This window comes from Polynucleobacter sp. CS-Odin-A6 (assembly GCF_018882095.1).
In the GTDB taxonomy this organism is placed as follows: domain Bacteria; phylum Pseudomonadota; class Gammaproteobacteria; order Burkholderiales; family Burkholderiaceae; genus Polynucleobacter.
Window position 1 is genome coordinate 273,507 of sequence record NZ_JACVPD010000002.1, and the last position, 20,460, is coordinate 293,966.

The window sequence follows — 20,460 nt, forward strand, 5'->3', positions numbered from 1 at the left end:
GCGTAATAGTGGATGGCAACTAGTTGCCTGCAACGATCGACATCACCGCCATACGTACTGCAATACCAAAAGTCACTTGGTTCAGAATTACTGACTGAGGACCATCGGCTACTACAGAATCAATTTCTACGCCACGGTTCATGGGTCCGGGATGCATGACGATAGCATCAGGTTGTGCCAGAGCGAGGCGTGAAGATGTTAAACCATATTGCTTAAAAAAAGCGGCGCCTTCTGGGACCTGCCCAACCTCCATACGCTCCTTCTGAATACGTAAGGTCATCACCACATCAACCCCTCTCAAACCCTCCTCCATGCTGTGGAAGACCTTGACCCCCAACATATCCAAGTCACTTGGCAACAGACTTTCAGGTCCTATTGCCCGAATGTCCGTACAACCTAAGGTTCTCAAAGCGCAGATATTGGATTTGGCAACTCGGCTATGCACGATATCGCCCACGATGGCAACCTTAAGGCTAGTAAAGTCCTTCTTAAAGTGGCGCATCGTATACATATCCAACAGACCTTGAGTCGGATGTTGATGGCTACCATCACCAGCATTAACCACATGCACATGAGATGGAACATGCTGAGCTATTTCAATCGGTGCTCGAGAGACACCATGGCGCACGACAAATATGTCCGCCTGCATTGCGACTAAATTATCAATCGTATCTAAGAGACTCTCCCCTTTAGCCGTGGAGGAAGTAGAGATATCGAGATTAATGACATCAGCAGATAACCGTTTAGCGGCAATCTCAAAGGTGGTGCGAGTGCGTGTGGAGTTTTCAAAGAAAAGGTTGAATACATTCTTGCCTCGAAGGAGCGGAACTTTTTTCACTTCTCTTGCGGGATCTGTCACACTGACAAACTGTTTTGCAGTATCGAGAATATGAAGTAGTTGCTCCTTAGGTAAACCCTCTAAGGTTAATAAATGGGTTAACTCGCCAGCAGTATTAAATTGATTGATCTGACTAGTGCCGAAATTATTAGACTCGCTCATTACGCACGCTCCTCTAATTGGAAGCTGAACTTGCCAGCACCATCTTTTTCTAATACTAAAATCTGATGCTCAGGAATAGTAACCGGCTCTCCAACAAAATCGGCAGTAACAGGTAGCTCACGCTTCTCACGATCAGCCAAGACCATCAACTCTACTTGTGCGGGTCTACCAAAATCAAATAACTCATTAAGTGCAGCACGTACCGTGCGGCCAGTAAGCAAGACATCATCAATCAAAATCACATTAGCACCATTCACTTCATAAGGAAGATGGGTGGGCATCGTACTAGAGGTGCGGATTGCAGTCATTCCCTTTTCGGCATAATCATCTCGATGAAACGCTACATTAATGACGCCAAAATGGGGTAGATTTAAATCTGCAGCTAAACGCTCTGCAATCCAAGCCCCGCCCATTGCAAGTCCAGCCAACTCAAAAACATCGCCAGCATCTTTGCGCTGGCGCAATACCTCTAGTAATTTTAGATATGACTGCTCTGCATTCATCTCAACTCATCCAATTCTTCTCAAGAAAATATTGCTCCAAAATTAAGGCCGCGGACTCGGCATCCAAATTGTCTCGCATCTCAGGATTACCCTCTAAAACTGCTGAGGTATAACGCTCATCCACCCAATCTACTGGCAACTCGAAGCGGCCATGGAGCTGATTTCCAAAGCGACGGGCACGGGCACTCATTTCATGTTCGGCACCATCTGGATGGCAGGGCATTCCAACTACAAGGCGATTAGGTTGCCACTCCTTTAGGAGCCCTTCAATCAACTTAAAACAAGCATCGCCAGATGTTTCAGTAATCGTTTTAATGGGCTGACCCAATTGAGTGAGGGTATTGCCCACAGCGATACCAATTCGCTTGGTGCCGAAGTCAAAGGCCATTACCGTTAACTCTGGGCCCCGCATCGGATTAGGCGTGTCCCGTCTGGTCAGATAGGTGGGCAGGATCAAAGCCTAAATACCCCATAGTTCTCTCATAGCGTTGACTGGCAGGAGTATCAAAAATGATATCTATCATTTGCTGCTGGGATAGGGGCACATTCATCCAGCCATTTAAGGTAATTTCCTCTTCAAGCTGGCCAGCACCCCAGCCGGCATATCCCAGGGTCATCAGAAACTTGCTAGGGCCACTGCCAACTGCTACTGCCTCCAAGACATCCTTAGAAGTAGTCATGGTGAGACCGCCTGGTACGACTAGAGAGGAGCTATATATAGATTCCATAGCAGATTTAGTGGCGGGCTCATGCAGAACAAAGCCCCGCTCTACTTGAACTGGGCCGCCAAAGTAGACTGGTTGCCCCGAAATAGGGGCAATTTCCAGTTTGAGTTCGATCTTCTCAAAGAGAGCCCCCATATCTAATTCCGTAGGTCGATTCACTACTAAACCCATAGCACCCCGCTCGGTATGCTCAAACAGATAGATAACAGTACCGGCAAAATTAGGATCAACCATGCCAGGCATAGCAATTAAGAATTGATTAGCGAGATGATCTGCAGAAAATGAAATGGACTGACCCATCTCAGGGGTTGGGGTGGGAGTTGGGGTTTGACCCCCAGGGGCTTTATTAGCCTTGTTCATGTGACTTTATTTTACCGAAATATGGTCAGATCTTGCCGGTAATGAAGTAAGCCAACAAGCCAACAAGCTCATGCAGAAAATTATTCCATTGCTGAGCCCCCTCCATCAAATCAAATGATCCCCAGTGCAGGCTATTTCCAGTACGGTAGTCCACGGAAACAGGGATTACCTCAATCTCTTGTTTTTGGAAAATCCTTAAAGATCGATACATATGCGATGCCGAAGTAATCAGCAACCAAGGTTTTGGGTTGTCATTGGCAGTTTTGGCGCCAAACTCCAAGACCATGGGTTTTACCAGCAATGCATTCTCATAGGTATTACGGGATTGGTTTTCATAATGGGCGTTCCTACTGGGAAGACCCTGCTCAGCTATCAATTGCTTAAACGCATCCGCCTCAGATACCCCTTTTGGAGAGAGGCGCCCTGAGAAACCACTAAAGATAAAAGGTAATTCTGGATACCGGCGAATGAGCTCGAAAGCCTTGGTAACGCGTTCGGCAGCCGATCCAATAGAAATTTCACCACGATCTAGGGCAATTTCACCACCCTCAATGGCGCCGCCTAAAATAATGATGCCGCCAAAATCCTTTTCTGACATTTGAGCAAGATTTACCTTAGGAACCGCATCCTCAAGCGCTCTTAAAAAAATCTCCGAAGTGGGCAACCAGCCCACTAGCAATAAATCGAATAAAGCCAATATTAAGAATCGTTTACATAGAAGGGGTTTTCTCAGTCCAAGAAAGAAAAGACTAAGCACCACAAAGACAATGACCCAATTGAGGGGTTCAATACAAAACTGCACGATCTTAGAGAAGATAAAAAAGAAAGTATCCATAAATACATAGTCGGTGAGTAGTTAGTGCGTAGTTAGTGCGTAGTCAATCAGTAACCCTCATATTACCCGCAAGCTCAGCAGGCTAATCGAATAAGCCCTAATATAGGGGCTATGCAAAAAGCGCTTATTTGGCTCCGCCGTGATTTACGTCTTTATGACAACGCCGCACTTCATAACGCCCTCAAACAGAACACGCAGGTTTGGGTTACCTTCATTTTTGATACTAATATCCTAGAGCCACTTCATAGCCAGGGCGTGGATCGAGATGCACTCACCCATGATCGCCGCATCGACTTTATCTGGCAAGGTCTCCAACAAATCGACGCTGAATTACGTCAACAGGGTGGCGGACTGATTGTTCAAGTTGGTAAACCGACAGAATGCATCCCACACATCGCTAAGACATTGGGCGTAAACACGGTCTACATTAATCATGACTACGAGCCATCGGCAATCGCAAGAGATGCTTCAATTCAAGCATCTTTACATCAGTTGGGTATTGCATTGGAAACTTTCAAGGACCAAGTAATTTTTGAGAAGAAGGAAATTCTGACGAACTCGAATACGGTGTTCTCTATCTTTACGCCTTACAAAAATAATTGGCTCAAATCTTTACAAGAAAAAGATATTGCCGCTTATGACTGCTCTCCTAAAAAAGGACAATTTGCAGCAATTCCGAAGGCACTACAAGCACCCTTCCCGACCTTGGAATCAATGGGCTTTACTCCAACCGGTATTGAAACTTATTTACCACCAGGCTCCGAAGCTGGTCAAATATTCTTAGAAGACTTTCTTCATCGCATCGATCAATACCAAATCGGTAGAGACTTCCCGGCCATCAAGGGCGTCAGTTATCTTTCGTCTCATTTGCGCTTTGGTATGCTTTCTATCCGTGGTCTGGTACGCGAAACCCATCGCCGTATGCTGGCAGGAAGTATGGGTGCGACCATTTGGTTGAGCGAACTGATCTGGCGTGACTTTTATTTTATGATTCTCGCGAATCACCCCCGCCTTGCCAAAGGCGCTGCCTTCAAGCCAGACTACGACAATATCGAATGGGAAAGCGGCGCCCATGCCAAAAAATTATTTCAAGCTTGGTGTGACGGCAAAACAGGTTATCCCTTGGTAGATGCGGCTATGTGCCAACTGAATCAAAGTGGCTACATGCATAATCGCCTACGTATGGTTGTCGCCAGCTTTCTGACCAAGGATTTAGGGATTGATTGGCGATGGGGTGAGGCCTACTTTGCGCAACACCTCAATGATTTTGAGCTATCTTCCAATAATGGTGGCTGGCAATGGGCCTCATCCTCAGGTTGTGATGCCCAGCCCTACTTCAGAATCTTCAACCCCATTACCCAATCTCAAAAATTTGATTCCGAAGGTAAATTTATTCGACGATATTTACCGCAACTCGATCAATTGTCTAAAAAATCTATTCATGCGCCTTGGGAAGCAGGTCATATTGAATTAGAGGCCGCTGGTATTCTCCTTGGCCGAGACTACCCACTACCGATTGTCAATCATGATGAAGCTCGTAAGAAAACCTTGGTGCGGTATAGCGTTGTGAAAAAAGTAAGTCCCGAATCTCTGGACAATTAAAGTATTGAATGTAAAAGTACTTTTCGATTTAAGATAGAGCATGAGCAAGATCTATGCCGTAGGCGATATCCAAGGGTGCACACCCTCTTTAAAAACGCTTGTCAAAAAGATCCCCACTAAATCGAAGATTATTTTCTTAGGCGATCTGGTCAATAGAGGGCCGGACTCATTAGGTACATTACGCTATCTTAAGAAATTACAGGAAGAACAGCGTATTGAATGCATTCTTGGCAATCATGATTTGCATTTACTGGCCATTGATGCTGGGATCCGCATGACCAAAGGCCTAGATACCTTAAGACCTATTCTAGATGCCCCAGACAAGGCGGAGTTAATCAATTGGTTGCGCCATCGACCCATGGCACTAAGCAATGGCAAAGTCTTGACTGTTCATGCAGGCGTCCTACCTCAATGGGATTTACAGCAGACTATTGAATGCGCGCAAGAAGTAGAAAAGGCGCTCCGCAAAAAATCCTACAAGGATTTCTTAGCGCATATGTATGGCAATATCCCAAAGAAGTGGAGTAACTCACTGAAAGGCTATGAGCGGCTTCGTGTGATTACCAATGCACTCACGCGTATTCGTTTTTGTACGCCTGCCGGTACGATGGAGTTCAATAGCAAAGAAGGTTTCGAGAGCGGCCCCAAAGGCTATATTCCGTGGTTCAAAACCCCCAAAAGAAAAACCAAAGATACCCTCATCTATTTTGGGCACTGGTCTACATTGGGGCTGTTACGACAACAAAATATTATCGGCTTGGATACCGGATGTGTATGGGGCGGGAAACTCACTGCCATGGAAATTCCGGACTCCGGTAAAGCGAGTAAAAAGCTAGAAATTATTCAAGTGGATGGTTACGATCATCCACTCAGAATGTAAGCCCCAAGATTTTTTACTACGGCTTATAGCGCCTTAAAAGAGTGTCGGGCTGCAGCAATAATCTCATCCAAAACGGCATTGTCATGGGCAATAGACGTAAAGCCTGCCTCGTAAGCCGATGGAGCTAAATACACTCCTTGATCTAACATCAAGTGGAAGAATTTTTTAAATGCTTCTATGTCCGTTTTAGTTACTGCTTCGAATGAGGTGGGAACTTGATCAGCGAAGTAGAAGCCAAACATGCCGCCAACACTATCTACCGCAAAAGGGATGCTTGCTTCATCAGCTGCCTGCTTAAGTCCGGCCATCAGTTTTTCTGTTTGACCTGTTAGGCACTCGTAAAAACCTTCACGCGCAATAATCTCCAATGTCTTTAATCCTGCGGCTACCGCTACTGGATTGCCCGATAAGGTGCCAGCCTGATAGACGTTCCCCAAAGGAGCCAACTTAGACATGATTTCTTTTTTACCGCCAAAGGCTGCCATGGGCATACCGCCGCCCATCACCTTACCAAGACAAGTTAAGTCAGGCGTAATCCCTTGCAAGGATTGGGCTCCGCCTAAGGCCACTCTAAAGCCGGTCATCACTTCATCGTAAATGAGTACGCTGCCATATTGACTAGTCAAACTACGCATCGACGTCAAGAATGCCGTTGAGGGCTTAATTAAATTCATATTGCCGCAAATAGGCTCTAAGATCACTGCCGCAATTTGATCGCCCTGATTCTTAAATACTTCCTCCAATGCGGCAACATCGTTGTAAGGCAGTACTAAAGTATGTTTCACCAAATCATGTGGAACGCCGCCAGAAGAAGGGGCATTTTGAGTGGAGTCAGCAAATGTCAAAAGACCAGAGCCCGCTTTGACTAATAGGCTGTCGGCATGACCGTGATAACAACCCTCAAACTTAATGATGAGATCTCGTCCGGTATAGCCTCGGGCAAGACGCAAGGCGCTCATGGTTGCTTCGGTACCGCTGGACACCATGCGCACTTGCTCAATACTGGGCACCAATTGGCAAAGACGTTCAGCTAATTCGATTTCACCTTCGGTCGGTGCGCCATAACTAAAGCTCGTTTCAGCCGCCTTCTTGACTGCTTCAACGATTTCAGGATTGGCATGGCCTGCAATCATAGGCCCCCAAGACATAATCAAATCAATGTAGCGCTTATCTTCAGCATCCCAAAAATAAGGGCCTTTGGCTTTGGTAACGAAACGGGGTGTTCCACCTACCTGGCGGAAAGCACGCACCGGAGAATTCACACCTCCAGGAATCGTCTTTTGCGCGCGCTCAAATAAAATTTCGTTTTGTCCCACGTTACTCTCCTACTTTCGCTAATGAATTAAATCGCCATCATTTCAAAATCTTCCTTGCGTGCGCCGCACTCAGGGCAAGTCCAGTTCATAGGAACATCTTTCCATAGTGTTCCAGGTGCAATACCCTCATCAGGCAAGCCAGCGGCCTCATCATAGACCCAGCCACAAATTAAACACATATAGGTTTTGAATTCCATTGCCGTCTTTCTTAAATATTTTCTATTTTAAATCTGCTGGTTGATCGCGCTTCTGATGCATCTCAAACTTGAAGAGCCTACATTCCAATGGGCCGTTAAACAAAGGAGTGCGCTTCGATTCTTTAATACGCAACTGTCCCGGCAAGGCCATATCTGCAGTGAGAACAAAGACATTCCAGCCACCAAAAGCATCTTTCAGATGCTGGCCAAATTGCCTTAAGAACTCCACAAATCGGGGGTCCTGCTCTTCTTGGGATTGCAACTTCTTAAGGGATTCGCGACTAGAGCGTTTAGCGCTTTGGCGACCTGTCTCTAGGTTATACGCAAAGCGATCTTCAGGTTCTTCCACCTGATCGTTGGAGTCTTGATCGGGATCACTTCCTACAGCATGATTCTGCCCTCGTCCACCCTGAATGACCAAGCGCTCACCATAAGGTGGATTCAATAACATCACGCCCTCTTTTGCATTCACTGGGGGTTTACTGACTAAAGCATCAATCTGACGCGTCACTGGTAAACCAGGCAATTGAGCACGCTGCCAATTACCTTTAAACATCGCTACTAAACGCTCATTAATATCACCGCCACTGATACCCAGAGATTCTGCATCGGGGAACTGTGTGCGCTTTTCCATCATTTCCGCTTGGGCAGCCTCTTTCAACGTTACCCAGCGCTTTTGCTCTGCCACTTCATTAAAGGGCTTGAGCCGCTGGAAACCAAAGCCATGGGCGGAAGTTACTAAGGGGCGATAGGCCAGTCGCGAAGGTTTAGCATCATCCCCGTACATCCCAGCCCGAATGCCACCTGGCGGAATCGCTAAAGCAATTTGTGCTGCCTCGATCAGAAAGGTGCCACTGCCACACATCGGATCAAATAAAGTTTGCGCAGGCTCCCAGCCCGTGATGGATAAGATTCCTGCTGCAAGATTCTCTTTTAAAGGAGCATCCCCTTTTTCATCTCGCCAACCGCGCTTAAATAAAGCCTCACCGGAAGTATCTAAATAAATGGTGACATGGGTAGCAGTTAGGTGAGCTTGAACGCGTACATCAGGAAAAGCAGTATCGATGCTAGGACGATCGCCCGTAACGTCACGCAAGCGATCGACAATGGCATCCTTAATCTTTAAGGTTGCGAAATTCAAACTCTTTAATGGTGAGCGATGTGCAGTAACGTCCACACGCAAGGTTTGTTTCGAAGAAAACCACTCCTCCCAAGCTAAGCCACTCGCTAACTTATATAAATCCTCTTCTTGACGATATGGCGCATCAGCCATCTGTAACAAAACGCGACTGGCAATCCGAGAATGTAAGTTCAGGGCCATTGCTGCAGACAGTGGTGCTGCCAAACCTACACCGCCGGTTGGGCTCGTTGGCGTGGAATCGATGACCCAGGCTCCCAAGGCTTTACAGTCTGGTCGTTGTGCAATCTTCGCCAGCTCTTGCGCTAGTGGCACTTCTAGTCCACCTGGGCAAACAACAAAAAATCTCATGAGGCTAGCAATCTAAAAAGGGTATAGATGGGGAAATACAAGGGCATCAAGGCTTAATCACCACCAAAGCAGTCACTATTAACATGAGTAAGACAGGCGCCTCATTAAACCAACGGTACCAAACACCGGAATGGATATTGATACCAAGGCGAAAATCTTTAACTAGTTTCCAGCAGGCATAGTGATAGACAATCACCAAAATGACAAAAAATACTTTGGCGTGCATCCAAATCTCACCAGCACCAATCTTAAAATGTAACCACAGCGTAAGGCCAAGTAATACTGCTGGCACAGCCAAAATGGTCATGAAACGCAGTAAGCGCTCAGCCATACCCAAAAGACGGGCATAGGCCTCGGGATTTTTTTCATCTGCCAAGTTCACAAAAATTCGGGGGAGATAAAATAAACCTGCAAACCAAGAGGCAATCAAGACAATATGAAATGTCTTAGTCCAGAGATACGCATTGCCCATGATGAATAATTTCTGTTCTTAAGTGGTTAAATATGACTGAATAAATTAAGTGCGAATCTCGCCATGACCCATGACGATGTATTTGAGAGAAGTCAGCCCCTCTAAGCCTACCGGACCACGAGCGTGCAATTTATCATTAGAGATGCCGATCTCAGCGCCAAGACCATATTCAAAACCATCGGCAAAACGGGTGCTGGCATTAACCATGACGCTTGCGCTATCTACTTCACGTAAGAAACGATTAGCATGGGCTTGATTATTCGTAATGATGGCATCGGTATGCTTACTACCGTATTGCTCAATATGACCCATCGCCTCATCGATATCCGCAACAGTTTTAATCGATAAAATCGGCGCCAAATACTCCGTGTGCCAATCTTCTTCGGTCGCATTGACGAGCTTCTCGAATCCTGCTGCCTCTAAGGTCTTCCGTGTGAGCCCATCTACCCGCAACTCAACACCTTTATCTTGATAGATTTTGCATAGAACAGGTAAAACCTGCGCTGCGATGGATGTATTTACTAATAAGGTTTCCATTGCGTTACAAGGTGCGTAGCGCTGGGTCTTGGCGTTATCGCAAACCTTGATCGCCATTGCAATGTCTGCATCCGCATCAATATAGGTGTGGCAAATACCATCCAAATGCTTAATCATTGGCACTCGTGCCTCAGCCATTAAGCGGGCAATTAAGCTCTTGCCGCCGCGCGGCACAATAACATCGATATATTCCGTCATGGTAATCATCTCACCCACAGCGCTACGATCAGTCGTAGTCACTACCTGAACAGCATCCATTGGTAAATGGGCAGCATCTAAGCCCTCTTGAATGAACTGCGCCAGCAAAGTATTGGAATCAATCGCTTCAGAGCCCCCACGCAAAATCACCGCATTGCCCGATTTGAGGCAAAGTGCAGCGGCATCAATTGTTACATTAGGACGAGATTCATAAATGATGCCAATGACCCCGAGTGGCACACGCATTTGGCTTAGTTCAATGCCAGAGGCTTGCTTTTGCATTGGCGTCATTTTGCCAATCGGATCTTCTAAGGAAACAATTTGCTCTAAACCTAAGGCCATTGATTCAATCGTTTTAGGGGTCATGGTTAAGCGATCAATGAATGCGGCATCCTGACCATTCGCTTTTGCACGAGCAACATCGAGTCCATTCACCCGCTCAATTTCATTGGTCCGCTCACGAATCAACTGGGCAATATGCAATAGGGCTTGGTTTTTCTGTTCACTAGATGCGCGCGCCATTGCACGTGATGCCTGACGTGCACGTCGCCCAATATCTTGCATCAGCTGGTGAATGGTATCTGTTGAATTACTCATGTCTTTACTATGTCTAAATGAATCTTGTTTTATCTCAATTGAATTTTCAGATTCGATTGATCTAGCGCAATAAATTACCTACCAAACGCAAACCATCCCAAGGATCCGCTGGCAACTCTGCTGCATGCAGTCCTTTGGCTTGACGATCTAAACCGGCCGCAACCTGCATTGCTCGTCGCAACCTCAAAGGCTGCACCCGCTTTAGCGCCATTGGATACAAACGCTCCTTATTGCCCCAGATTCGGTTAGTCCGCATTAAATTCTGCACTGACTCACCAGCGTCACTCGCCGCCTTCAGTTTCGATAGTATCCGAAGCTCTTCAGTCACGCTCCATAAAATTAATACCAAAGGCTCGCCCTCTCCTTTGAGTCCATCTAACATCCGATTCAGGCGGGGCAGATCACCTGCCAACATCGCCTCAGTCAGCTCAAAAACGTTGTAACGGGCTACTTTCAAAATAGCAGACCGAATTTGCTCTTCAGTTAATACGCCCGTTGGATATAGTAAACCCAGCTTCTGAATTTCTTGATGGGCAGCAATGAGATTGCCTTCTACCTGCTCGGCAATGAAAGCTAGAGCTCTCTGCCCCTCTGGCCCAGATTCAACTTCTTGACCCTGTTTTTTGAGACGTCCTGCAATCCATTGTGGCAATTGAGTGCGATCCAAAGAATCTAACTGAATAGCCATACCCACGTCATCCAGCGCACTAAACCAGGCCGAAGTTTTGGTCTTGCCGTCTAACTTCGGCAAAATGATGCAAAAAATCGTATCAGGGCCTTCAGCCCCCACTATCTGAGCCTCAATTTGAGCCGAGAACTGTTTTAACGCTTCAGCGCCATCCCGTCCAGGCTTGCCAGTGGGAATCCGCAACTCTACCCAGCGCTTATCTCCAAACAAGGACATAGTCTGTCCAGCACTTAATAAAGCACTCCAATCAAAACCGCGCTCCTGCAATAAAACTTCTCGATCGGTGTAAGCCATTTTCTTAGCGGTGGCTCGCAACTGATCCATTGCTTCCATCATCAAAAGAGGTTCGTCCCCACTAAAAATATATAGAGGCTTGAATGAAGCGGCAGAATTCAGTGACTTTAAATGAACCTGTAGGGCGTCGTTTTTAACCATTTAATAGTTAATCACTTCCTAAAATCTGCGGGCCTGAGGTGCACGTGCAGAAGCAGCAACCCGACGCAGAATCTGTACCGCCAAATCTCTGCGCATCAAAGATAGAAACTGCTGCATTTGAACATCGCTTGCCAAGACGGTCGATACTGAGAAGTCCATATCGCGAGTCAGATAAATTTCAGACTCCGGTACAACGTCCGCGCCAGAGTTGTCATACGCCCTGAAAATCACGCGGATGTTTAAACGATAGGCGGAGACTTGGCCATTTGAGTTATAGGCTAATATCTCTCGGCTATCCAGGTCGCTAATCACTTCTAAAATGAGATCAGCATCTTTCGGATTAATGGCTACCTTGGCATCGGTACCGGTCAAAATAGTGGTTTGTAAATCTCCACGCAAGGGTGGTGACGGGCTACCCGTAATTGCAATCACTTTAAATGGCAGGTCAACCATGCCACGCAAACGATAGCCGCAGGCGATCAAACTACTAATCGGAGCCATAACAAGCAAACCAAGCATAGTACGTCTAAGGTGATTTACGCTCATGTCTATAGTTTCTGTTCAAAATAATGCATTAGTAATTTAAATGGGCAATCTAAGCAACAATATTAATTAAACGACCCGGCACAACAATCACCTTCTTAGGCGCTGCACCATTGAGCATTTTGACGGCAGGCTCACTCTGCAGAGCCAAAGCCTCAATTTGTTCTTTAGTTGCATCAGCCGGCACACGAATATCTCCGCGCAATTTGCCATTAATTTGAAGCATGATGGTCAACTCTGTTTGTACTAGCGCCGCTTCATCCACCATTGGCCAAGGTGCATCTAACAATGTGCCAAAAGTTTTGTGACAGTCTAATTCATTCCAGAGTGCATAGGTGACATGCGGCACCACTGGATATAACACTCGGATCAGAATACTTAAGCACTCGCGCAATACTGCAGGTCGCACAACACCAGCATCTAGTTTGATTGGCTCTAATACATTGAGTATTTTCATTGCCGCTGAAACTACGGTGTTGTACTGCCGGCGCTGATAATCAAAATTGGCCTGCTTAAGAATGGTATGTACTTCACGACGCAATGCTTTTTCAGCATCATTTAACTCACTTGGTAACTTCGCGTCAGATGCTCGGATCGAATCTGCTTGACTGCTGGTGTATACCCAGACACGACGCAAGAAACGAGATGCGCCTTCAACACCAGCGCTAGACCATTCCAACTGTTGCTCTGGAGGGGCAGCAAACATGACAAATAGGCGCGCAGTATCTGCGCCATACTGATCAATTAATGCCTGCGGATCAACGCCGTTGTTCTTGCTCTTGGACATTTTCTCAATGCCGCCAATGATGATGGGCTTGCCAGAGGTATCCCCCTTTAACTTAGCACCCTGAGGACGACCTTTCTCATCAAGTTCGAGCTCAACATCTAGCGGATTTAACCAAGTCTTTTTACCAGAAGCTTCTTCAGAGTAATAGGTCTCATTGAGAACCATGCCTTGCGTCAACAAGTTTTGAAAAGGCTCATCAAAAGTAATCAACTTGAGATCACGCATGACTTTCGTCCAGAAGCGTGCATACAGTAAGTGCAAAATGGCATGCTCAATCCCGCCAATGTATTGATCCATCGGCATCCAATATGCATTCCGCTCATCAACCATCGTCTTAGCATTGGGACCGGTGTAGCGCATGAAATACCAAGAAGAATCCACAAAGGTATCCATGGTGTCAGTCTCACGACGCGCAGGCTTGCCACATTTCGGACACTGCACATTTAGAAAGTCGGCGCGCTTGTTTAATGGATTGCCGCTCCCATCAGGGACGCAATCCTCAGGCAATACCACTGGTAAGTCTGCTTCAGGAACAGGAACTGCCCCGCAACCCGGATTCTGCTCATCACCACAATGAATAATCGGAATTGGGGTGCCCCAATAGCGCTGACGAGAGATGCCCCAGTCCCGTAAACGATAAGTGGTTTTAATTTCTCCAATGCCCATTTTTTCTAGGTCTACTGCAACGGCACTGACCGCCTCTTCATAGGACATACCGTCATATTTACCGCTGTTCAGACAAACTACATTGTCTTTTTGCGCATACCAATCTTGCCAATGGCTTGTATTAAACATGTCTGAAGGCGAGCGCAGAGCAATCACCTGTTTGATTGGTAATTCATATTTGAGAGCAAAAGCAAAATCACGCTCGTCATGTGCGGGCACACCCATGACGGCACCATCGCCATAAGACATCAACACATAATTCCCGACCCAAACTGGCACAGGCTCATTAGTAAGAGGATGTGTCACATACATACCCGTGAACATGCCTTCTTTTTCTTGAGTAGCGAGATCAGCTTCAATCACACTACCGGTTTTACATTTCTCAATAAACGCTGCGAGCTCAGGATTGCCTTTAGCAGCAAGGGTTGCTAGTGGATGTTCGGCAGCAACCGCGCAGAATGTGACCCCCATAATGGTGTCTGCACGCGTTGTAAACACATAGAGTTGGCCATCTTGAACTAAGTTACCATTTGCATCTGCAACTTCATGCTTGAAAGCAAAACGGACCCCACGGCTTTTACCAATCCAGTTCTGCTGCATCGTCTTAACGCGTTCAGGCCAACCTAAGTCATCCAAGCCAGAAAGTAATTGTTCTGCGTATGCGGTGATATCGAAATAGTAGCCAGGGATCTCACGCTTTTCAACTAAGGCACCGGAACGCCAGCCTCGACCATCAATGACCTGTTCATTCGCCAATACGGTTTGATCAATTGGATCCCAATTAACGACCTGGGTTTTCCGATAAGCAATCCCCTTTTCAAGCATCTTCAAAAAGAGCCATTGATTCCAGCGATAGTAGTCAGGACTGCAAGTAGCTACTTCACGCGACCAATCGATTGCTAAACCCATCGTTGACATTTGCTTTTTCATATAAGCAATGTTGTCGTAAGTCCATTTCGCTGGAGGCACTTTATTCTGAATGGCTGCATTTTCAGCGGGCATACCGAATGCATCCCAGCCCATTGGCATTAATACGTTGTAACCCTGCATACGCAATTGTCGAGCCATCACATCATTGATAGTGTAGTTACGAACATGGCCCATATGTAACTTACCTGATGGGTAAGGCAGCATAGAGCAAGCATAGTATTTTGGCCTTGGCTTACCAGAGGCATCTACTGCATTCTCAACTACCTTATATGCTTGCGTACTTTCCCAGTCCGCACGCGCTGCCGCCTCAATACTGCGGTGATCGTAATCCTGACTCATTCCATCAAACTCATTTCTTCTACGCTGATTTACCCAATTGACTTGCGAAGGCCAAGCACATCTTGCATGTCGTACAAGCCTGAACTCTGAGCCTGTAAGAACCGCGCAGCCCTCAAAGAACCTTGTGCGTAAGACTGACGGCTGGAGGATTTATGGCTAATTTCGATACGCTCGCCCTCACCCGCAAACAAGACTGTGTGATCGCCCACAATATCGCCACCCCGAATAGTGGCAAAACCGATAGAGCCTGCTTTACGCTCTCCGGTATGACCCTCACGAGCAAATACAGCAACATCATCCAATTTTTCCCCAAGCGCATTGGCAATCACTTCACCCATTCTTAAAGCAGTACCCGATGGGGCATCGACTTTGTGGCGATGGTGAGCTTCAATGATTTCAATATCGTAACCTTCGTTCAGCATTTTAGCGGCGATCTCTAGCAGCTTAAAAGTAGCGTTCACACCCACACTCATGTTAGGAGCAAAGACGATTGCTAAATTTGCAGAGGCTTTTTTCAGGCCATCAATTTGCGTAGGGCTCAAGCCCGTGGTGCCGATAATCATTTTGCTACCTGTCTTTTGCGCTACTGCTAAATGCGCCATCGTGCCCTCAGGACGCGTAAAGTCAATTAAATATTCAGCGCCACTTAAGGCTTGGGTAATGTCGGACGTAATCAATACTCCCGTTTTCTTACCCAAGAATGCACCAGCATCTTCACCGACCAAAGGACAAGACTCATGTTCAAGCGCGCCAACCAGCTCGGCGTCTGAGCAATTGAGCACCGCTTCGATTAACATTTTTCCCATGCGCCCAGTAGCACCAGCGATTGCGATTTTCATCATTTGCATCTTCGTTTCTTATTAAAGGTTGCCGAAAAAAATTACTCAGCCTCAACGCAAAAGTAATCTTTATTTAGTTTCACTAGCCTGCGGAACATTCAGGGCGCCAGGGCCTAACTGCTGAGGTTCAGGCTGAGCTGCTGATGGCTTCTTTGAAAAACTAAAAAAGTCCCAAAAAGAGCTGCTAGTGGAAGCTGCCGCAGCCGCAGGCACAGCAGCTCCAGCCGGCAAATTATTGGTTGGGCTAGGAACGAGTAATTCAGGTTGTTGTAATGCAGGTGTAATGGGTGGTTTATTAGACCCAGTCATTACATCCCAGAATGAGCGTTTTGTTTTTGCATAGCCATCAATCTCAGCAACCAACTCTACGTCCGTTGGCAAAGCATCACCTTGAAACTTCACCAACTTATCACCTTCGAAAAATACCGTAACGCGACGCTCCTTGCCCATCACTTGATTTGCACGCTTGAATTCAAAAACGTAATCCCAACGATTTGCATGGAAATAACTTGCAAGCAAAGGTGTGCCAAGAATTTGGCGCACTTGCTCGCGACTTTGGCCAACTTGTAACTTGGCGTATTGCTCACTCGAAATAAAGTTGCCTTGCACTACATCTGGAACATAAGGCCTAAAGACGGTATTCATCCAAGCGCGTTGCGTCTCATTAACAGCACTAGTGCAACCAGCAACCATCAGCGCCCCACCAAAAGTAGCTATTAGCAGACAGGAACGGGCAAAATGGAGCATCCCTAAAACGGGTTGGAAAAAACTCATAAAAAGTTGAAGGCGATTTTGCATGGGAGGCCGTATCATTAAGACATTGATTTTAGCCCCCAAACCCCTGAATATGAACCAAAACCCCACACCTACGGATTTACGCGATATTGGCCTTAAAGCGACTGGTCCTCGCATGAAAATTCTGGATTTTTTTCATCACAATGGGGGCACGCACTTTAGTGCTGAAGATGTCTTTTTGGCTCTAGCCAAGGATGACAAGGAAATTGGCTTAGCCACGGTTTATAGAGTACTTACCCAGTTTGAACAGGCGGGTCTTCTACTCCGCAGTCATTTTGAGTCCTCTAAAGGTGATAGTAGGGCTATTTATGAGCTTAATGAAGGCCAACACCACGATCATTTGGTTTGCCTAGACTGCGGCCATGTAGAAGAGTTTGTTGATGAAGCCATTGAAAAAAGACAACGTGACATTGCTAAAAACCTCGGTTTTAAGCTCCAAGAGCACTCCTTAGCCATGTATGGCCACTGTCAAAAGAAAAATTGCCGCAATAAACAGGCCAGTTGATGCTTTAAGGCTTAATTACACTAAGGATGTAGATTAAATATGTGAAAAAGACCTCAATTGAGGTCTTTTTTGAGCATGAAGAGAAATTTTACTAACTTTTAGCGTCTTTTAACGACTAGTAACCTACTTTACCGCCATTAAAGCTTCAGCCGCATTGAGCATCTGCACTGAATAGCCCCATTCGTTGTCATACCAAGACAACACCTTCACCAATTTGCCATCAGCAGAAACTCTAGTTTGGGAGGCATCGTAAATGCTGGGACGGGGGTCATGGTTAAAGTCAATGGATACCAGTGGCAAAGTATTAAAGCCCAAAATACCCTTTAATTCCCCTTCGCTGGCAGTCTTCAGGATGGAATTGACTTCATCTACGCTTGTGGCTCGGCTGGCAGCAAACGTTAAATCCACTACAGACACATTAATCACTGGGACGCGCATGGCGAAACCATCAAAACGACCTGCCAATGCTGGCAAGACTAGGCCTACGGCTTTGGCAGCACCGGTCTTCGTTGGAATCATGCTGCTGACTGCAGAGCGAGCACGACGCATATCCTTGTGATACACGTCAGTTAGAACCTGGTCATTGGTAAATGCATGAATCGTGGTCATCAAACCAGACTCAATACCAATCTTTTCTAGCAATGGCTTAACCAAGGGAGCCAAACAGTTTGTCGTGCAGCTGGCATTCGAAACCACGATATCACTAGGCTTTAAAACCTGTTGATTCACGCCATACACAATCGTGGCATCCACATCTTTTTCACCAGGAGCAGAAATGAGTACTTTCTTTGCACCTTGAGAGATGTGCACCATGGCTTTTTCTTTTGAAGTAAATTTGCCTGAGCATTCCAAAACTAAATCAACGCCTAATTCTCCCCAAGGAGTTTCCAAAGGAGTGCGAGTGGAGAACATGTTGATACGATCGCCATTGACCACCATGCAATCACCGTCTACTTTTACTTCTGCTGGAAAACGACCATGTGCTGAATCATATTGCGTAAGGTGTGCATTGATATCAATATCACCCATGGCATTAATCGCCACGATTTTGATATCCCGCCTTGGCTTGCCATTGACCTGATCCTCATACAGGGCACGCAAGACCATACGACCAATGCGACCATAACCATTAATTGCAACACGAATTGTCATGCCATTTTCCTTGCTAACATTAAATTTCTAAGGCGATACTTCGCTTCTTATTGCTTCTTATCTTTTTTGTTTCTTCACAATACATTGCTTTACTGTTTTGGAGATCTCATCCACAGTTAAGCCAAAATATTCATAGAGTACGGGTGCTGGCGCAGACTCACCAAAGGTATCCACGCCATGTACTGCTGCACAACCATACTTCCACCAGAAATCACTGACACCTGCCTCAACAGCAATCCGTGGAATATCGGCAGGCAATACTTTTGTTTTGTAAGCAGAATCTTGTTGATCAAATACGGTGGTTGAAGGCATTGATACCACCCTAATGCCTAAGCCCTCTTTTTCTAAGCGCTCAGCAGTTTGTAAAGCCAAGGCAATTTCAGAACCAGTGGCAATAATCACAGCATTGATTTTTGCCTTTTTAGGGTCACGCAATACATAAGCGCCACGGGAAATATCTTTTACTTGCTGACCATCGCGCGACACAAATGGACAATTCTGACGACTGAAGATCAGAGCGCTTGGGCCATGCTTGCGCTCAATCGCAGCACCCCATGCAACCGCACTCTCAGTGGTGTCGCATGGACGCCAAACCATTAAATTCGGAATCAATCGTAGGCTCGCCACATGCTCCACAGATTGGTGGGTTGGACCGTCCTCACCTAAGCCAATGGAGTCATGCGTAAACACAAAGATACTCCGCAACTTCATCAATGCAGCCATGCGCAAGGCATTACGACTGTAATCTGAGAAGGTAAGGAATGTACCGCCAAATGGAATATATCCACCATGCAAAGCGATGCCATTCATGATGGCGCTCATGCCAAACTCACGCACACCATAATTAATATGGTTACCCCATTGATCTGCGCGCACTGGTTTAGAGGTAGACCAATTGGTTAAGTTAGAACCCGTTAAGTCGGCAGAGCCTCCCATAAATTCTGGTAGGGCTGGGGCCAAAGCTTCAATCGCATTTTGACTTGCCTTACGAGTCGCAATGGTTTCCGCTTTTGATTCGCAAGTCTTGAGATAAGCATTCAAAGTGGCTGAGAAATCTTGCGACAAATCACCCTGCATGCGACGCTGTAATTCAGAAGCGAGCTCAGGGTATTTATTCCGATAAGCTTGGAATTCTTTATTCCACTCATGCTCAGCAGCTTGGCCGCGCTTCTTAAAATCCCAAGCTTCATAAATATCTTGTGGAATTTCAAACGGAGCATAAGGCCAATTTAAGGCAACCCGGGTTGCAGCAATTTCAGCGGCACCTAATGGTGAGCCATGCACTTTATCGCTACCCGCCATGTTTGGAGAGCCTTGACCAATCGCAGTCTTACAGCAAATTAAGGTTGGCTTATCACTCTTCTTTGCTTTGGAGATTGCACTCGATACCACTTCTGCATTATGACCATCGACATCACGAATCACATTCCAGCCATAAGCCTCAAAACGCTTTGGCGTATCTTCATTAAACCAAGAAACGACTTTGCCATCAATCGAGATACCGTTGTCATCCCATAGTGCAATTAGCTTATTGAGTTTGAGCGTTCCAGCCAAAGAACACACCTCATGGCTAATACCCTCCATCAAACAACCGTCACCTAAAAATACATAAGTGTAGTGATCAACAATCTGATGACCAGGGCGATTAAATTCTTCTGCTAATAATTTTTCTGCAAGTGCCATGCCGACTGCATTAGAAATCCCCTGACCTAAAGGTCCGGTAGTCGTTTCTACACCTGGAGTAATTCCGTATTCAGGATGGCCAGCAGTTTTACTATGCAACTGGCGGAAATTTTTTAACTCTCCGATCGGCAAGTCATAACCGGTCAAATGTAATAAGGAATACAACAACATTGATCCGTGACCATTAGATAAGACAAAACGATCACGATTAATCCAATGCGGATCTGTCGGATTATGTTGTAAGTGCTCATTCCAAAGACCGACTGCAATATCAGCCATGCCCATCGGCATTCCTGGATGACCAGAATTTGCCTGTTGAACTGCATCCATGGATAAAGCGCGAATGGCATTAGCCATGCGAATTTGAAGGTTTGACATCGTAAATTG

Annotated in this window: 20 protein-coding genes; 3 read left to right on the forward strand and 17 right to left on the reverse strand. The window is 46.2% G+C overall.

The genetic code is table 11. The annotated features are described in order from the left end of the window. Positions 1-19 precede the first annotated feature (19 nt). The 5 genes from ICN15_RS06100 to ICN15_RS06120 form a co-directional block, all read right to left on the reverse strand. Entirely contained in the window at positions 20-1,000 is a 981-nt protein-coding gene (locus tag ICN15_RS06100; protein ID WP_216201802.1) for an aspartate carbamoyltransferase catalytic subunit, read from the reverse strand. Next, positions 1,000-1,503 carry a bifunctional pyr operon transcriptional regulator/uracil phosphoribosyltransferase PyrR gene (pyrR, locus tag ICN15_RS06105; protein ID WP_216201803.1) on the reverse strand — a complete coding sequence of 168 codons (504 nt, stop codon included), beginning with the start codon at positions 1,501-1,503 and terminating at the stop codon, positions 1,000-1,002. The genes ICN15_RS06100 and pyrR overlap by 1 nt, the downstream gene beginning before the upstream one ends. 1 nt (position 1,504) lies before the next feature. Continuing rightward, positions 1,505-1,891, reverse strand: a complete 387-nt coding sequence (gene ruvX / locus ICN15_RS06110) for a Holliday junction resolvase RuvX (protein ID WP_255532885.1) — start codon at positions 1,889-1,891, stop codon at positions 1,505-1,507. A gap of 28 nt (positions 1,892-1,919) precedes the next feature. Further along, complete coding sequence (locus tag ICN15_RS06115) at positions 1,920-2,516, reverse strand: YqgE/AlgH family protein (RefSeq protein ID WP_216202075.1); 597 nt, start codon at positions 2,514-2,516, stop codon at positions 1,920-1,922. 97 nt (positions 2,517-2,613) lie between these two features. After that, the gene (locus tag ICN15_RS06120) at positions 2,614-3,423 is read right to left on the reverse strand and encodes a YdcF family protein (protein WP_216201805.1); all 810 of its coding nucleotides are present in this window, start codon (positions 3,421-3,423) and stop codon (positions 2,614-2,616) included. A gap of 111 nt (positions 3,424-3,534) precedes the next feature. Here ICN15_RS06120 and ICN15_RS06125 point away from each other — a divergent pair, with 111 nt between their 5' ends. After that, positions 3,535-5,025: a deoxyribodipyrimidine photo-lyase gene (locus tag ICN15_RS06125; protein WP_216201806.1), complete on the forward strand. Its 1,491-nt coding sequence runs from the start codon at positions 3,535-3,537 to the stop codon at positions 5,023-5,025. Positions 5,026-5,065: 40 nt separating this feature from the next. Continuing rightward, positions 5,066-5,905 carry a symmetrical bis(5'-nucleosyl)-tetraphosphatase gene (locus ICN15_RS06130; RefSeq protein WP_216201807.1) on the forward strand — a complete coding sequence of 280 codons (840 nt, stop codon included), beginning with the start codon at positions 5,066-5,068 and terminating at the stop codon, positions 5,903-5,905. A gap of 23 nt (positions 5,906-5,928) precedes the next feature. Here the strand turns inward: ICN15_RS06130 and hemL are convergent, their stop codons facing one another. The 10 genes from hemL to ICN15_RS06180 all read right to left on the reverse strand — a co-directional run bounded on the left by hemL (position 5,929) and on the right by ICN15_RS06180 (position 16,712). Beyond that, positions 5,929-7,221 carry a glutamate-1-semialdehyde 2,1-aminomutase gene (gene hemL / locus ICN15_RS06135; RefSeq protein ID WP_216201808.1) on the reverse strand — a complete coding sequence of 431 codons (1,293 nt, stop codon included), beginning with the start codon at positions 7,219-7,221 and terminating at the stop codon, positions 5,929-5,931. A gap of 26 nt (positions 7,222-7,247) precedes the next feature. Further along, entirely contained in the window at positions 7,248-7,418 is a 171-nt protein-coding gene (locus tag ICN15_RS06140) for a rubredoxin (RefSeq protein WP_071464595.1), read from the reverse strand. A gap of 22 nt (positions 7,419-7,440) precedes the next feature. Further along, on the reverse strand, positions 7,441-8,907 hold the full coding sequence (locus ICN15_RS06145) for a class I SAM-dependent RNA methyltransferase (RefSeq protein ID WP_216201809.1): 1,467 nt from the start codon (positions 8,905-8,907) through the stop codon (positions 7,441-7,443). A 46-nt stretch (positions 8,908-8,953) separates the two neighbouring features. Continuing rightward, on the reverse strand, positions 8,954-9,379 hold the full coding sequence (locus tag ICN15_RS06150; protein WP_216201810.1) for a CopD family protein: 426 nt from the start codon (positions 9,377-9,379) through the stop codon (positions 8,954-8,956). A gap of 45 nt (positions 9,380-9,424) precedes the next feature. Then, a complete protein-coding gene (locus ICN15_RS06155; RefSeq protein ID WP_216201811.1) occupies positions 9,425-10,711 on the reverse strand; it encodes a glutamate-5-semialdehyde dehydrogenase in 1,287 nt (428 codons plus the stop codon). A gap of 61 nt (positions 10,712-10,772) precedes the next feature. Continuing rightward, the gene (holA, locus tag ICN15_RS06160; RefSeq protein WP_216201812.1) at positions 10,773-11,834 is read right to left on the reverse strand and encodes a DNA polymerase III subunit delta; all 1,062 of its coding nucleotides are present in this window, start codon (positions 11,832-11,834) and stop codon (positions 10,773-10,775) included. An 18-nt stretch (positions 11,835-11,852) separates the two neighbouring features. Continuing rightward, positions 11,853-12,380, reverse strand: coding sequence for an LPS assembly lipoprotein LptE (lptE, locus tag ICN15_RS06165; protein WP_216201813.1), 528 nt, complete (start codon positions 12,378-12,380; stop codon positions 11,853-11,855). 49 nt (positions 12,381-12,429) lie between these two features. Beyond that, the gene (gene leuS / locus ICN15_RS06170; protein WP_216201814.1) at positions 12,430-15,099 is read right to left on the reverse strand and encodes a leucine--tRNA ligase; all 2,670 of its coding nucleotides are present in this window, start codon (positions 15,097-15,099) and stop codon (positions 12,430-12,432) included. A 29-nt stretch (positions 15,100-15,128) separates the two neighbouring features. Beyond that, entirely contained in the window at positions 15,129-15,938 is an 810-nt protein-coding gene (gene dapB / locus ICN15_RS06175) for a 4-hydroxy-tetrahydrodipicolinate reductase (protein WP_216202076.1), read from the reverse strand. A 69-nt stretch (positions 15,939-16,007) separates the two neighbouring features. Next, positions 16,008-16,712 (reverse strand): outer membrane protein assembly factor BamE, encoded by a 705-nt coding sequence (locus ICN15_RS06180; RefSeq protein WP_255532886.1) that lies wholly within the window; start codon positions 16,710-16,712, stop codon positions 16,008-16,010. Between the two features lie 73 nt (positions 16,713-16,785). Here ICN15_RS06180 and fur point away from each other — a divergent pair, with 73 nt between their 5' ends. Continuing rightward, the gene (fur, locus tag ICN15_RS06185; protein ID WP_216202077.1) at positions 16,786-17,238 is read left to right on the forward strand and encodes a ferric iron uptake transcriptional regulator; all 453 of its coding nucleotides are present in this window, start codon (positions 16,786-16,788) and stop codon (positions 17,236-17,238) included. Between the two features lie 123 nt (positions 17,239-17,361). Here fur and gap read toward each other — a convergent pair whose 3' ends face one another. Further along, entirely contained in the window at positions 17,362-18,390 is a 1,029-nt protein-coding gene (gene gap, locus ICN15_RS06190) for a type I glyceraldehyde-3-phosphate dehydrogenase (protein ID WP_216201816.1), read from the reverse strand. A gap of 57 nt (positions 18,391-18,447) precedes the next feature. After that, on the reverse strand, positions 18,448-20,451 hold the full coding sequence (gene tkt / locus ICN15_RS06195) for a transketolase (protein WP_216201817.1): 2,004 nt from the start codon (positions 20,449-20,451) through the stop codon (positions 18,448-18,450). Positions 20,452-20,460: the final 9 nt, after the last annotated feature.